The sequence below is a fragment of the Streptomyces abyssalis genome (assembly GCF_001751365.1).
In the GTDB taxonomy this organism is placed as follows: Bacteria; Actinomycetota; Actinomycetes; order Streptomycetales; family Streptomycetaceae; genus Streptomyces; species Streptomyces abyssalis.
Window position 1 is genome coordinate 67535 of record NZ_LJGT01000040.1, and the last position, 14667, is coordinate 82201.

Here is a 14667-nt window from a genome sequence, read left to right on the forward strand (position 1 = left end):
TGCTCGTCGTCGTCGTGGTGATGCTGCTGCTGCGTGGCTACGTGCACAGCGAGTTCCTCGCCGACCACCGCGTACGGCCCCCCGCCCCCACCGGTGACGTACCCGACAAGGTCCTCTCGGGAGGGCCCGTGCTCGACGCACGAGGCGAGCGGCCGGTCAGCCACCGCGTGCCCGACCGCAAGATCGTGCTCACCTTCGACGACGGCCCCGACCCGGAGTGGACGCCGAAGGTCCTCGACAAGCTCGCCGAACACGACGCGCACGCCGTCTTCTTCGTCACCGGGACGATGACCGCCCGCTACCCGGATCTGGTCCGGCGGATGGTGGAGGAGGGCCACGAGGTCGGGCTGCACACCTTCAACCACCCCGACCTGTCCTACCAGTCCGCCTCCCGCATCCAGCGTGAACTCGCCCAGAGCCAGCTCGCGTTGGCGGGCGCGGCGGGCGTGCACACCTCGCTGTTCCGGCCGCCCTACTCCTCCACCGCCGACGCGCTCGACGACAGGTCGTGGCCCGTCGTGCGAGAGGTCGCGAGCCACGGCTACATCACCGCGTTCATCGACACCGACAGCGAGGACTGGGCGCGCCCCGGCGTGGACGAGATCGTGCGGCGTGCCACGCCGCAACGGCCCGGCGAGGGCGCGATCGTGCTGATGCACGACGCCGGAGGGGACCGTTCGCAGACGGTGGCGGCGCTGGACCGGATGCTGCCGGAGCTGCAGGCGAAGGGTTACGAATTCCCGCGGCTGACCGAGGCGCTGGGCGCCCCCAGCCCCCACTCGGCGGTGCACGGCCCGGACTTGTGGCAGGGCCGCGCCTTCGTCGGGGCGGTCGGAGTGTCCGACAACGCCATGGGTGTGCTGGTGGTGGCGCTGATCGCAGTCGGCTTCCTGGTCGTCGCGCGGTTCGTGCTGATGCTCGTGCTGTCGACGGTGCACGTGCGGCGCGTACGGCGCGTACGGCGGCGAGGACCGCCCGGCGGTGAACCCCCGCCCGATGCCAAGCCCGTGACGAAGCCCGTCACCGTGCTCGTGCCCGCGTACAACGAGCGCGAGTGCATAGCGGACACCGTCCGCTCACTCGTCGCCAACGACCACCCGCTCGAAGTGATCGTCATCGACGACGGCTCGACGGACGGCACCGCCGGCATCGTCGAGGAGCTCGGCCTGCCGGGTGTGCGCGTGCTGCGCCAGGCGAACTCGGGCAAGCCCGCCGCCCTCAACAACGGCCTGCGGCACGCCAGCTACGACCTGATCGTGATGATGGACGGCGACACCGTCTTCGAACCCTCGACGGTTCGCGAACTCGTCCAGCCCTTCGCCGATCCGCGCGTCGGGGCCGTGGCCGGCAACGCCAAGGTGGGCAACCGCCGCAGGCTGATCGGCGCGTGGCAGCACATCGAGTACGTGATGGGCTTCAACCTCGACCGCCGCATGTACGACGTGCTGCGCTGCATGCCCACCATCCCCGGCGCCGTCGGGGCCTTCCGGCGTACGGCACTCGACCGCGTCGGCGGCCTCAGCGACGACACGCTCGCCGAGGACACCGACGTCACGATGGCGCTGCACCGCGACGGCTGGCGCGTGGTGTACGAGGAGCGGGCGCGCGCCTGGACGGAGGCGCCCGGCACGGTGAAACAGCTGTGGTCGCAGCGCTACCGCTGGAGCTACGGCACCATGCAGGCGATCTGGAAGCACCGGCGCGCGGTGCTGGAGCGCGGCCCGTCGGGACGCTTCGGGCGGGTGGGACTGCCGCTGGTCTCGATGTTCACGGTGCTGGCGCCGCTGCTCGCGCCGCTGATCGACGTCTTCCTCGTCTACGGGCTGGTCTTCGGGCCGACGCTGAAGACGGCGGGCGCATGGCTGGCCGTGCTGGCGGTGCAGGGGCTCTGCGCGGCGTACGCGTTCCGGCTGGACCGCGAGCGTCTGGCGCCGCTGCTGACGCTGCCGCTCCAGCAGTTGCTGTACCGGCAGTTGATGTACGTGGTGCTGATGCAGTCGTGGATCACCGCGCTGACGGGCGGGCGGCTGCGGTGGCAGAAGCTGCGCCGTACGGGGCTGATGGGCGCGGCACCCTCGCCGCCGGGCGGGCGGGCGACGGCGCCGGCCGACGTGCCCGAGGCGGTCGCCGCGGCCGATGCACCTGTTACGGGGGAGCGGGGGACGCGGCAGAAGAGCTCCGTCGGATGAGCCCTCACCGCGCCGCGCACAGGCGGACGCCGTCCGGTGCGCCCCCTCAGGGCGTGCGGACAGCGGCGGAGGCCGGGGCCGAGGCGCCCCGCGCACCGTCCGCCGCTCCCGCCACCGACCCCGATCCCGTACACACCCCCGTTCCAGCCCCCGCCTCCGCCCCCGTCCGGGACCGCTATCTGGACCTGCTGCGGGCGGTCGCCCTGGTGCGCGTCGTCGTGTACCACACCTTCAGCTGGGCGTGGCTGACGTTCCTCTTCCCGTCCATGGGCGTGATGTTCGCGCTCGCCGGTTCCCTGATGGCGCGGTCGCTGGGACGTCCCGCTGCCGGCGTCGTACGCGGCAGGGGACGGAGGCTGCTGCTGCCGCTGTGGCTGTACGGCGCCGTGCTGCTGACGGTGCTCTTCCTGCAGGGATGGCGGCCGGGACAGGGCGGTGCGGGCGGCTGGCTGCGCCTGCTCTGCTGGATCGTGCCGCTCGGCAGCCCGCCGTACCCGGAGCAGATCGGCTCCGACGGCGGCCTGCTGGACGTCAGTTGGGCGATGGAGGCGGCCGGGCCGCTGTGGTACCTGCGGGCCTATCTGTGGTTCGTGCTGGCCTCGCCGCTGCTGCTGCGCGCCTTCCGGCGGCTGCCGTGGGTGACGCTGCTCGCGCCGCTCGCGCTCACCGCCGTCGTCGGCACCGGACTGGTGACCGTCCCCGGCGAGACGGGCGAGGCCGTCACCGACTTCGCGGTGTACGGCTCGTGCTGGCTGCTGGGCTTCGCGCACCACGACGGGCTGCTGCGCCGCCTCCCCGTGTACGCCGTCACGCTCGCCGCGCCCGTGACGATGGCGGCCGGCCTGTGGTGGGCGGGCGGCCACCCCGGCGAGGACGGCTGGGACCTGAACGACATCCCGCTCGGCCAGGCCCTCTGGTCGTTCGGCTTCTGTCTGCTGCTGCTCCGTGTCAGCCCGTCCTGGCACCGGCTGCCGGGGCCGCTGAGCCGGCTGGAGCGTCCCGTCACGCTCGCCAACTCACGTGCCGTCACCCTCTATCTGTGGCATCAGCCGGCGCTGATCGCGACTGTGCCGCTGCTGGACCTGCTGTGGCGCGTTCCGGCTGTCGCGGACTCGCAGGGGCTGTCGGGCGCGCTGGAGAGCTCGTACGACGTGCTGATGTTCCTGGCCGTCTGGCCGCTGGTGGCGCTGCTGATCGCGGCGTTCGGATGGGCGGAGGACGTGGCGGCGCGACGACGGGCGCGGCTGTGGCCCCGTACGAAGACGCCCGCGGCGGCCGCCGCCGCCACGAGCGGCGGAGTATCCGGACCGGCCGGACCGGGTGCGTCTCTCACCGGCGACGGCAGCGGCAGGTGAGCGCAGGTTTTCCTGCGCGACACGTCAGAGCACGGCACCGAAACGCGCCGTCCCTAGCTTCGGGTGCGACACCCGGAGAACTGTGGAGGCGTCATGACACCCGCGACCCATGAGACCGGCAGTACGAACGACAGCTCGAAGCACAACAAGGGCCGCTGGATCGAGCGCTGGGAGCCCGAGGACGAGACGTTCTGGCGTGAGAGCGGCGAACGCGTCGCGCACCGCAACCTCCTGCTCTCCGTCCTCTCCGAACACATCGGCTTCTCCGTGTGGACTCTGTGGTCGGTCCTGGTGCTGTTCATGGGCCCCGAGTACGGCGTCGACCCGGCGGGCAAGTTCCTGCTGGTCGCGATGGCGACGCTGGTAGGCGCGGTGTGCCGGGTGCCGTACACGTTCGCCGTCGCCCGCTTCGGCGGCCGCAACTGGACGGTGATCAGCGCGGGCATGCTGCTGCTCCCGACGGCGGCGGCGTGGCTGGTGATGGAGCCCGGCACGTCCTACTCGACGTTCATGGCGGTGGCGCTGCTCACCGGCGTCGGCGGCGGCAACTTCGCCTCGTCCATGACGAACATCAACTCCTTCTTCCCGCTGCGCCGCAAGGGCTGGGCCCTCGGCGTCAACGCGGGAGGCGGCAACATCGGAGTGCCCGTCGTGCAGCTCGCGGGCCTCGCCGTGATCGCAACCGCCGGCGCCGGGCATCCGCGCGTCCTGCTGGGCCTCTACATCCCGCTGATCGTGCTCGCCGCCGTCTGCTCCGCGCGCTGGATGGACAACCTCGGGCCGGTACGCAACGACACCGGCGCCGCCCGTGAGGCGGTACGGGACGTGCACACCTGGATCATGTCCTTCCTCTACGTCGGCACCTTCGGCTCGTTCATCGGCTACAGCTTCGCGTTCGGGCTGGTGCTCCAGACGCAGTTCGCCCGTACGCCGCTGCAGGCCGCTTCGCTCACCTTCCTCGGTCCGCTGCTGGGATCGCTCGTACGGCCGCTGGGCGGGCAGCTCGCCGACCGCTTCGGCGGGGCGCGGATCACGTTGTGGAACTTCGCGGCGATGGGCGCGGCGACGCTCGTGGTCGTGGCCGCGTCACTGCGGGAGTCGCTGCCGTTCTTCCTGGTGGGCTTCACCGCGCTGTTCGTACTGAGCGGCGTCGGCAACGGCTCCACGTACAAGATGATCCCGGCGGTCTTCCACGCGAAGGCGCTGGCGGCCGGCGGCACCGGAGAGTACGCGGCGGCGAGCGCCCGACGGCTCTCGGGCGCGGCGATGGGCCTGATCGGCGCGGCTGGAGCACTGGGCGGGCTGGGGATCAACCTCGCCTTCCGGCAGTCGTTTGAGACGGTGGGGACAGGAACGGCGGCATACCTCACCTTCCTGGCCTTCTACGGAGTGTGCTGCGCGGTCACATGGGCCGTGTATCTGCGGCGTACGGGCGCGACGGAGCGCACCGCAGGGGGCGCCGGGGCGGCGAATCCGGCGCCGGAAGAGGAGAGCGAGCCCGCCGCGTACGCCAAGGTGTGAGCCCGGGAGCGTGGGCCGGAAGATGTGAGCCGGGAGATGTGAGCCGAGGTGCGCGGGGTGCGGGCGCCCCGCGTAACAGCCGGGAAACCCCGGAGTACCGAGCCGGTCATCCGCTGTTGACAGGCTCGGTACTCCGGGCCGTAACGGCGTCAGCCGGCAGGACCTCGCCCGGGTGTCCTCCCCGGGCGCCGGGGCCGCGGGAGAGAAGCCCGGGGGAGGTTCGGCCACGACGGCGAGGTCACGCGGAACGGCAGCGGCCGTTCGTCGGAGTCACCTCCCGGGTCGCGAGGCCCGGGGAACTGTGTGTTCGGCTGGACTCCCCTGGCCGTGCCGCGGGTACCCCCGGGCCACGGACCAGGTACGAGCAGGGGCGGAGCGAGAACGACATGCAAGAGCCGGAACGAGGCGCGCGGGACGCGCGGGGCGATTCAGACGCGCATGGCGGGCGGCAGCAGGTGAAGCCGCTCGCCGGTTTCACCGTCGGCGTCACCGCCGCCCGCCGGGCCGAGGAGCTGGGAGCGCTGCTGGAACGCCGCGGCGCCGAGGTGCTGCACGCGCCCGCGCTGCGCATCGTCCCGCTCGCCGACGACAGCGAACTCCTCGACGCCACCAAGGCCCTCGTCGAGCACGCCCCCGACACCGTGATCGCGACGACGGCGATCGGCTTCCGCGGCTGGGTCGAGGCCGCCGAGGGCTGGGGCTTCGGCGCGGACCTGCTGGGGCGCCTCGCCGAGGTGGAGGTGCTCGCCCGCGGCCCCAAGGTGCGCGGCGCGATCCGCGCGGCAGGTCTGAAGGAGGCCTGGTCGCCGGAGTCGGAGTCGATGGCCGAGGTGCTCGACCGGCTGCTGGCAGAGGGCGTGGAGGGGCGGCGCATCGCGCTGCAGCTGCACGGCGAGCCGCTGCCCGGCTTCGTGGAGTCGCTGCGGGCGGCGGGCGCCGAGGTCGTCGGCGTACCCGTCTACCGCTGGATGCCGCCGGAGGACATCGCTCCAGTGGACCGCCTGATCGACGCGACGCTCGCCCGTGGCGTCGACGCACTCACCTTCACCAGCGCGCCGGCCGCGGCCTCACTGCTGGAGCGCGCCGGGCGTCGCGGCGTACGGGAGGCACTGCTGGAGGCGATGCGTACGGACGTGCTCGCCGCGTGCGTCGGCCCGGTGACGGCGCTGCCGCTGGAGAACGAGGGCGTGCCGACGGTGCAGCCCGAACGCTTCCGTCTCGGCCCCCTCGTACAGCTGCTCTGCACCGGCCTGCCCGGCCGGGTACGGGCGCTGCCGGTCGCCGGGCACCGGGTCGGGATCAGGGGGCGCGCGGTCGTCGTCGACGGCGAGCTGCGCTCCGTGCAGCCCGCGGGGATGGCGCTGCTGCGGGCGCTGGCCCGCCGCCCCGGCTGGGTGGTCTCACGGGCCGAACTGCTGCGCGCGCTGCCGGGGTCGGGGACCGACGAGCACGCGGTGGAGACCGCCATGGCGCGGCTTCGGGTGTCGCTGGGCGCTCCGGAGCTGATCCAGACCGTCGTCAAGCGGGGCTACCGGCTGGCCCTCGACGCGGCCTCGGAAAGCGGCAAGTACGACGGCGGTGAGGGGAGCGGCGGCGCCGGTGAGGACGGCGACGGCGAGGGCGGCGAGGCAGGCGAGGACGCCGGCCCCGGCGGCCACGCGGGCTGAGCCCCCGGGCTGAGGTCACGGGCTGAGACTCCGGGCTGAGGCTACGGGCTGATGCTGTCCACGAAGTCCCGCTCGCACTGCTCCTGCTGGGCCGTCGTGTTCGCCCCCTGCATGCAGTCCTCGAGTTCGCTGTAGTCCCCGGAGCTCACCACGGAGACCACGAAGACCAGCACGGCGGACGAACCGACGAGGGCGAGGGCCCCGATGACCGCGCCCACGGCGGCGAGCGTGCCGTTCGTCGCCTCGCCCCGCTTGCCGCGGCGGAAGCCGACTATGCCGAAGATCAGCGCGAGCAGGCCGAGGACGATCCCGCCCAGCACCGTCCAGAACAGCAGCGCGCCCGCCAGCCCGAGCGTGAGGGCGGCGACGCCCATGCCGTTCCGCGGCGGCCTCGGGTTCTCCCACATCCCGGGCTCGCCGCCCGGCCAGGCGCCTCCGCCCGGACCTGGACCCTGATGTGCCGCATCCCAGCTCTGAGGTGAAGTCATGGCGCGTCCTCCGGCGTGCTCGGCTTCCCGGGTAGTCCGCTTCCTGCCCCGCTCCGGCCCCGTTACTCATTTCCGGACGGCCCGCCGCAGGGTGCGCGGGGCATGGTCGTTCGCGTACGGTTGACGGCTGCCCCAGGGCGAGCCCGGGAAGAGCGGAGCGCCGCGTACGGCCGCGGCAAGTATCGTCCTCGCCCTGTGCCGGCAGGGGCCTGAATTCGCAGAACCCCGAGAACCTTGAGAACCCGCAGAACCCGCAGAAGGGGGGCCGCCGCGTTGGCAGCGCAGCACGACTCCGCCCGGGAGCGGGAGATCCGCGAGGAGCAGCAGCACCTCGACGAGGTGTACCGCCGCCTTGAGGAGAAGATCCACGAGGCCGAGTTCCTGATGGACGACGCCTCGAAGCGGGCTCAGGTCGGCACCCCGGGAGCGCTGGCCGAGCGGGACGCGCAGGTCTTCCGCGCCGGCGTGCACCTCAACAGGCTGAACCGCGAGTTCGAGGACTTCCTCTTCGGGCGCATCGACCTGCTGCCCGGCGCGGACGCGGAGAGGGGCCCGGACGGCGCGTACACGTCCATCGAGCCCGCCGAGGGCGCCGTGCGCCCCGACGGCTCCGCCGACATCGCCGAGACCCTCCACGTCGGACGCATGGGCGTGCTCGACGCCGACTACACCCCGCTCGTCATCGACTGGCGGGCACCGGCCGCCGCGCCCTTCTACCGTGCGACGCCGGTCGCGCCCGGCCGGGTCGTACGCCGCCGGGTCATCCGCAGCAAGGGCCGCCAGGTCCTCGGCGTGGAGGACGACCTGCTGCGCCCCGAGGTCAGCGCCGGCATCGGCGGCCGGGAGCTGTCCGTCGTCGGCGACGGCGCGCTCATGGCCGTGCTCGGGCGTGCCCGCGGGCACGCGATGCGGGACATCGTCTCCTCCATCCAGGCCGAGCAGGACATGGTCATCCGCGCGCCCGCCGCGTCCGTCACGGAGGTCGAGGGCGGGCCGGGCACGGGCAAGACCGCCGTCGCGCTGCACCGCGCCGCGTACCTGCTCTACCAGGACAGGCGCCGGTACGCCGGTGGCATTCTCGTCGTCAGCCCGACACCGCTGCTCGTCTCCTACACCGAAGGCGTGCTGCCCTCCCTCGGCGAGGAGGGGCAGGTCGCCGTGCGGGCGCTCGGGTCGCTCGTCGAGGGCGCCGAGGCGGAGACCTACGACACCCCCGGTGTGGCCCGCGTCAAGGGATCGGCCCGCATGGCGAAGGTGCTGCACCGGGCGGCGCGCGCCGCGCTGGACGCCGGCGAGGTGCCGGACGTGCTGCGGGTCGTGGCCTTCCGCAACCGGGTCGAACTGGACGCAGCCGAACTGCGCCACGTACGGCGGCAGGTGCTCGGCGGCACCGCTCCGGTCAACCTGATGCGCCCCCGCGCACGCAAGTTCCTGCTGGACGCGCTGTGGGAGAAGTCCGGTGCCGGCGGCCGCTACACCGACCCGGAGCTGGCGGCGGAGGCCCGCGAGGCGTTCGACGAGGACATCTCGTCCGAGGACGAGTTCATCGCGTTCCTCGACGCGTGGTGGCCGGAGCTGACGCCGCGCGGTGTGCTGGCCTCGCTCGCGGACGGGGAGAACCTGGCGCGCATCGCGGGCGTACCCGTGAGGTCCGCCCGGTCCGGTCCTGGCCGGTCCGGCGGAGGGCGGTCCGGCGCGCGGGGAAGCCGCAGCCGCGGGCACCGCCTGCTGGAACCCGGCGAGGCGAGTGCCGTTGCCGCCTCGCTGCGCCGTCTCGACGCGCACGGCCACGGCCCGCTCTCCGTCCACGACGTCGCCCTCCTGGACGAGCTCCGCGTGCTGCTCGGCCCGCCCCCGAAGCCGCTCCGGCGCGAGACCGAGCCCTCTCCCGAGGAAGTCCTCCAACAGCTCACCGGGCTGGACGAGTTGACGACGGCGGCCGACCGCGACCCCACCGCGCGCCGCGACCGCGCGGAGCGGCAGACGGAGGAGCGCACCGACTACGCGCACGTCATCGTCGACGAGGCACAGGATCTGACGCCCATGCAGTGGCGGATGGTCGGCCGCCGCGGCCGGCACGCCACCTGGACGGTCGTCGGCGACCCGGCCCAGAGCTCCTGGCCCGACACCCGGGAGGCCGCCGAGGCACGCACCGAGGCCCTGGGTGCCCGGCCGCGCCGACGCTTCGAACTGACCGTCAACTACCGCAATCCCGCCGAGATCGCGGAGCTCGCGGACCGGGTGCTGGCCCTCGCGATGCCGGGCATGGCGCCGCCGAAGGCGGTGCGCTCGACGGGCCTGCGGCCCCGCTTCGCAGCCGTACGGGGCGAGTTGAGCGCGGCCGTGCGCGAGGAGGCCGAGCGTGCGCTGGCGGAGGTGGACGGCACCGTGGGCGTGATCGTCCCCATGCACCGCAGGGACGAGGCACGCGAATGGCTGGCCGGCCTCGGCGACCGCGTCGTGACGCTGGGAAGCCTTGAGGCCAAGGGACTTGAGTACGACGCGACACTCGTGGTCTCGCCCGCCGGGATCGCCGGCACCGCCCGGGCCGAGTACGACCCGGACGAAGCGAACGACGAGAACGACGCGGATGAGGCGGGCGGCGGGGGCCGTGCCGGCGCCGGCACGGGTGCCGGTCTGCGGGTGCTGTACGTGGCCCTGACGCGGGCGACGCAGCGGCTCACGGTGCTGTCCGGGGAGCAGGATCTGCCGGACGCGGACGGTGTTCCGGAGCTGCTCAGAGACTGACGGAAATCGCCTCCAGGGAAGGGAATCGCTCCCTGAGGCCGTTTGTTAGCCTGGATGTGGCACCGGCCCGATCCATGCCCCCGGGCCCAACCATTGTCGCTTCGAGCGACCACTTGCCGCGAGGCGAGCTGGCGGGTCGGTGTCACCAAAGACTTCTTGAGCTTCCGCTTCGGTGAAGCTCTCTTCAGGGGTTCGTGCCGTCGGCCTTCAGCCGATGATGCGGACCCCTTCCGCCTGCGGGCCCTTGCGGCCCTCCGCGATCTCGAATTCGACGCGCTGGGTGTCCTGCAGACTGCGGTAGCCCTCTCCGTGGATCGAGCTGTAGTGGACGAATACGTCCGGTCCGCCGTCCTCCTGAGCGATGAAGCCGTAGCCCTTCTCGGCGTTGAACCACTTGACGGTGCCCTGAGCCATTCCTGGTCTCCCTGTATGCATATGGGGTTTGCGGGCCGATCCTAGGCTGAGATGGGGCGCTTTGAAGTGATTTGGGGCGTAGACACAGACTTTCGCGCCGGTGCCGAAAACGGGGGGCCGGAGGAGCCCGGATCACCGGCATCTCGTACTGTGGAAGGCTCTTTCCGCGCCTAGGTACGGTCCGGTCCGCGGGTTACCCCGTACCGGAGGGTAGGTGCGACGATCTGTTGACGCGCCCCACCCCCCGGCGTCGATACTTCGGCGCCCCGGTCCGGTGCGGCACAACGCGTCAAGGGAAAGCAGAGGGAAGTCGGCAATGAGCGCGCCCAGCGTCTCCTACTCGATGACGGTCCGTTTGGAGGTCCCCGCCGGAGGGACCGCGGTCAGCCAGATCACCACGGTCGTGGAGTCGTCGGGCGGTTCGGTCACCGGCCTCGATGTCACCGCTTCGGGGCACGAGCGGCTCCGTATCGACGTGACGATCGCCGCGTCGTCCACCTCGCACGCCGACGAGATCGTGGCGGAGCTGCGCGGTATCGAGGGTGTCGCACTCGGCAAGGTCTCGGACCGTACGTTCCTGATGCACCTCGGCGGCAAGATCGAGATGTCGTCGAAACACCCCATTCGCAATCGCGACGATCTCTCCATGGTCTACACGCCGGGCGTCGCCCGCGTGTGCACGCAGATCGCGGAACACCCCGAGGACGCGCGGCGGCTGACGATCAAGCGGAACAGCGTCGCCGTGGTCACCGACGGCTCCGCGGTGCTGGGCCTGGGCAACATCGGCCCGAAGGCCGCGCTGCCCGTCATGGAGGGCAAGGCGGCCCTCTTCAAGCGCTTCGCCGGGATCGACGCATGGCCGATCTGCCTGGACACCCAGGACACGGACACGATCGTCGAGATCGTACGGGCGCTGGCACCGGGCTTCGCCGGGATCAACCTGGAGGACATCTCCGCGCCGCGCTGCTTCGAGATCGAGGCGCGGCTGCGCGAGCTCGTCGACATCCCCGTCTTCCACGACGACCAGCACGGCACGGCCATCGTGGTGCTCGCCGCGCTCTACAACGCGCTGCGCGTCGTGGACAAGCGCATCGAGGACATCCGGGTGGTGATGTCCGGTGCGGGAGCGGCCGGCACGGCGATCCTGAAACTGCTGCTGGAGGCGGGCGTCAAACACGCCGTCGTCGCCGACATCCACGGCGTGGTGCACGACGGGCGCGAGGACCTCGTCGGCGAGGCCGAGGGGTCGCCGCTGCGCTGGATCGCGGAGAACACCAACTCCGAGGGCGTGACCGGGACGTTGAAGGACGCCGTCGTAGGCACCGACGTCTTCATCGGTGTCTCCGCCCCGAACGTGCTGGGCGGCACCGACGTGGCACGCATGGCGGAGGACGCGATCGTGTTCGCGCTCGCCAATCCCGACCCGGAGGTCGACCCGGCGGTGGCGCGCGAGACGGCCGCCGTCGTCGCCACGGGGCGTTCCGACTTCCCCAACCAGATCAACAACGTGCTGGTCTTCCCCGGCGTCTTCCGCGGTCTGCTGGACGCGCAGTCGCGGTCCGTCAACGACGAGATGATGCTCGCCGCCGCCCGCGCGCTCGCCGACGTGGTGCTGGAGGACGAGCTGAACCCGAACTACATCATTCCCAGCGTCTTCAACGAGAAGGTCTCCGGCGCTGTCGCGGGCGCCGTACGGGACGCCGCACGCGCCGCCGGAGAGGCCGCCGTCGCGCCGGCCCCGACGACGGCCGCCGCCGCCACAGCGTCGGACGGGCCCCCGGCCTGAGCCCGCCGGGCAGGGCCGCGGCGGCCGGAGCGGCCGCACCGGCGGCGCGCAGCGGTTTGTGCGGGCGCCCGGGGGTACTCACGGCCCGGTGAGCTCGTGCCGGGACCGGTCCGCGATCCCGGCCGTCCACCGCATGGTGGTACGGCGCGTCGCGAGGTGCAGGGTCACGACGCCCCCTCTAGGGTTGCGGCAGACACAAGCCTGTGGGGCGTCAGCACAGCACGGCCATCGCCGCCGCTCGTGTGACTCCGCAGCTGTCAGGACGATCCGGATTGGCTTTCCCGCCGTACGTAGGGGCAGGATTCGTCCCCAGGGGACTTCGTCCTGGGGATTCCCCACGGGGCGGGAGGGTCTCAAAGCAGACCCTGGTCAGGGGACTGTCCGAGGGCCCTGGCAGCATCGGCTTCGATCTCACGCCTCATCGGCAAGAAGAACACGGGAGTAACGAGTTATGAACCGCAGTGAGCTGGTGGCCGCTCTCTCCGAGCGCGCCGAGGTGACCCGTAAGGACGCCGACGCCGTTCTGGCCGCCCTCGCCGAGACCGTCGGCGAGGTCGTCTCCAAGGGCGACGAGAAGGTCACCATCCCCGGTTTCCTCACCTTCGAGCGCACGCACCGTGCGGCCCGCACCGCGCGGAACCCGCAGACCGGCGACCCGATCGAGATTCCGGCCGGGTACAGCGTGAAGGTGTCGGCCGGCTCGAAGCTCAAGGAATCCGCCAAGGGCAAGTAAGGGCCCCGCGGGCCGGGAGCGGCTGACAGGCGCTCCCGGCCACGCACGCGACGAGGGCGGCCACCCCGACCGGGTGGCCGCCCTCCCGTGTGTTCCGGGGCGGTGTGCGCCGGATGTGCGCTCCGGCGGGCTGCTCAGGGGCGTTCCGCCTTGGCGCCGAGTTCCGCGAGCTTGTTCATGAAGTTCTCGTAGCCGCGGTTGATCAGGTCGATGCCGTGGACACGGGAGGTGCCCTGGGCGGCCAGCGCCGCGATCAGGTACGAGAAGCCACCGCGCAGGTCGGGAATGATCAGATCCGAGCCCTGCAGTTTCGTCGGGCCCGAAACGACCGCCGAGTGCAGGAAGTTGCGCTGCCCGAAGCGGCAGGCCGAACCGCCGAGGCACTCGCGGTAGAGCTGGATGTGCGCGCCCATCTGGTTCAGCGCGGAGGTGAAGCCGAGGCGGGACTCGTAGACCGTCTCGTGGACGATCGAGAGGCCCGTGGCCTGGGTGAGTGCGACGACGAGCGGCTGCTGCCAGTCCGTCTGGAAGCCGGGGTGCACGTCCGTCTCCAGCGCGATCGACTTCAGCGGGCCGCCCGGGTGCCAGAAGCGGATGCCCTCGTCGAGGACCTCGAATGCCCCGCCGACCTTGCGGAAGGTGTTCAGGAAGGTCATCATCTCGCGCTGGCTCGCGCCGCGTACGAAGACCTGGCCCTCCGTCGCGAGCGCCGCGCTCGCCCACGAGGCGGCCTCCAGACGGTCGGGGAGTGCGCTGTGGGTGTAGCCGCCGAGCTTGTCGACCCCGGTGATGCGGATCGTGCGGTCCGTGTCCATCGAGATGATCGCGCCCATCTTCTGCAGCACGCAGATGAGGTCCTCGATCTCGGGCTCGACGGCGGCGTTGCTCAGCTCGGTGGAACCCTCCGCGAGGACCGCGGTGAGAAGCACCTGCTCGGTGGAGCCGACGGACGGGTACGGCAGGCGGATCTTGGTGCCGCGCAGCCGCTGCGGGGCCTCCAGGTACTGGCCGTCGGCGCGCTTCTCGATCGTCGCGCCGAACTGGCGCAGCACGTCGAAGTGGAAGTCGACCGGACGGCCGCCGATGTCGCAGCCGCCCAGGCCCGGGATGAAGGCGTGCCCCAGGCGGTGCAGCAGCGGGCCGCAGAAGAGGATCGGGATGCGGGAGGAGCCGGCATGGGCGTCGATGTCGGCGACGTTGGCGCTCTCGACGTGGGACGGGTCGAGCACCAGCTCGTCCGGCTCGTCGCCGGTGGTCACGGTCGTGCCGTGCAGTTGCAGAAGGCCGCGAACGACCCGCACGTCGCGGATGTCGGGGACGTTGCGGAGCCGGCTGGGCTCGCTTCCCAGCAGCGCGGCGACCATCGCCTTCGGAACGAGGTTCTTCGCGCCACGGACACGGATTTCGCCGTCGAGCGGGGTGCCGCCGTGGACGAGCAGGATGTCGTCGGTCATGGATCTCCGCGTTCCTGAAGACGGTTCGGGGCAGATGATTTGAGGCCTGTGCGGCCTCGCCGGCCCCTGGGGAAGTTCTGGGGCAAGACGAAGGACAATCGTAATGGTCCTGGCGCACCCCCGCGTAAGAGAGGCGGTCGGGGCAGCTCGGGCCCGGAACGGTCACGTTGTGTGAGGGTGAAGTGCCCGTGACGTGATCGGAGTTGCGGGTGCGGGGTGGATCGTGCGGGGGTCCGCGGGAGGGTGTGCGCGGGATCTGCGGAGATCCGGTGCATGCGCTGTGAGCAGGGCGGACGCCGGTCCCGGGGTGCC

General features: G+C 71.9%; 10 protein-coding genes. 7 read left to right on the forward strand and 3 right to left on the reverse strand.

What is annotated here, in order from left to right:
- The first annotated feature begins 20 nt into the window (after window positions 1-20).
- The 4 genes from AN215_RS15275 to AN215_RS15290 all read left to right on the forward strand — a co-directional run bounded on the left by AN215_RS15275 (window position 21) and on the right by AN215_RS15290 (window position 6732).
- Complete coding sequence (locus AN215_RS15275; RefSeq protein ID WP_107374403.1) at window positions 21-2189, forward strand: bifunctional polysaccharide deacetylase/glycosyltransferase family 2 protein; 2169 nt, start codon at window positions 21-23, stop codon at window positions 2187-2189.
- Window positions 2186-3544: an acyltransferase family protein gene (locus AN215_RS15280; protein ID WP_079123080.1), complete on the forward strand. Its 1359-nt coding sequence runs from the start codon at window positions 2186-2188 to the stop codon at window positions 3542-3544. The genes AN215_RS15275 and AN215_RS15280 overlap by 4 nt, the downstream gene beginning before the upstream one ends.
- A gap of 93 nt (window positions 3545-3637) precedes the next feature.
- Window positions 3638-5065 carry an MFS transporter gene (locus AN215_RS15285; protein ID WP_070013557.1) on the forward strand — a complete coding sequence of 476 codons (1428 nt, stop codon included), beginning with the start codon at window positions 3638-3640 and terminating at the stop codon, window positions 5063-5065.
- 386 nt (window positions 5066-5451) lie between these two features.
- Window positions 5452-6732: a uroporphyrinogen-III synthase gene (locus AN215_RS15290; protein ID WP_079123081.1), complete on the forward strand. Its 1281-nt coding sequence runs from the start codon at window positions 5452-5454 to the stop codon at window positions 6730-6732.
- A gap of 41 nt (window positions 6733-6773) precedes the next feature.
- Here AN215_RS15290 and AN215_RS15295 read toward each other — a convergent pair whose 3' ends face one another.
- Window positions 6774-7220 (reverse strand): DUF4190 domain-containing protein, encoded by a 447-nt coding sequence (locus AN215_RS15295; RefSeq protein ID WP_139140748.1) that lies wholly within the window; start codon window positions 7218-7220, stop codon window positions 6774-6776.
- A 273-nt stretch (window positions 7221-7493) separates the two neighbouring features.
- Between AN215_RS15295 and AN215_RS15300 the strand changes: the two genes are divergently transcribed.
- On the forward strand, window positions 7494-9968 hold the full coding sequence (locus AN215_RS15300) for a HelD family protein (RefSeq protein WP_070013559.1): 2475 nt from the start codon (window positions 7494-7496) through the stop codon (window positions 9966-9968).
- 207 nt (window positions 9969-10175) lie between these two features.
- On the opposite strand, the gene AN215_RS15305 is transcribed toward AN215_RS15300, so the two are convergent.
- Window positions 10176-10382, reverse strand: coding sequence for a cold-shock protein (locus tag AN215_RS15305; protein ID WP_028433118.1), 207 nt, complete (start codon window positions 10380-10382; stop codon window positions 10176-10178).
- A 316-nt stretch (window positions 10383-10698) separates the two neighbouring features.
- Between AN215_RS15305 and AN215_RS15310 the strand changes: the two genes are divergently transcribed.
- Together AN215_RS15310 and AN215_RS15315 are read left to right on the forward strand one after the other, a co-directional pair.
- The gene (locus tag AN215_RS15310; protein WP_070013560.1) at window positions 10699-12168 is read left to right on the forward strand and encodes an NAD-dependent malic enzyme; all 1470 of its coding nucleotides are present in this window, start codon (window positions 10699-10701) and stop codon (window positions 12166-12168) included.
- A 451-nt stretch (window positions 12169-12619) separates the two neighbouring features.
- On the forward strand, window positions 12620-12901 hold the full coding sequence (locus tag AN215_RS15315; protein WP_028433116.1) for an HU family DNA-binding protein: 282 nt from the start codon (window positions 12620-12622) through the stop codon (window positions 12899-12901).
- A gap of 134 nt (window positions 12902-13035) precedes the next feature.
- Here the strand turns inward: AN215_RS15315 and murA are convergent, their stop codons facing one another.
- Window positions 13036-14355 (reverse strand): UDP-N-acetylglucosamine 1-carboxyvinyltransferase, encoded by a 1320-nt coding sequence (gene murA / locus AN215_RS15320; RefSeq protein ID WP_070013561.1) that lies wholly within the window; start codon window positions 14353-14355, stop codon window positions 13036-13038.
- Window positions 14356-14667 lie beyond the last annotated feature (312 nt).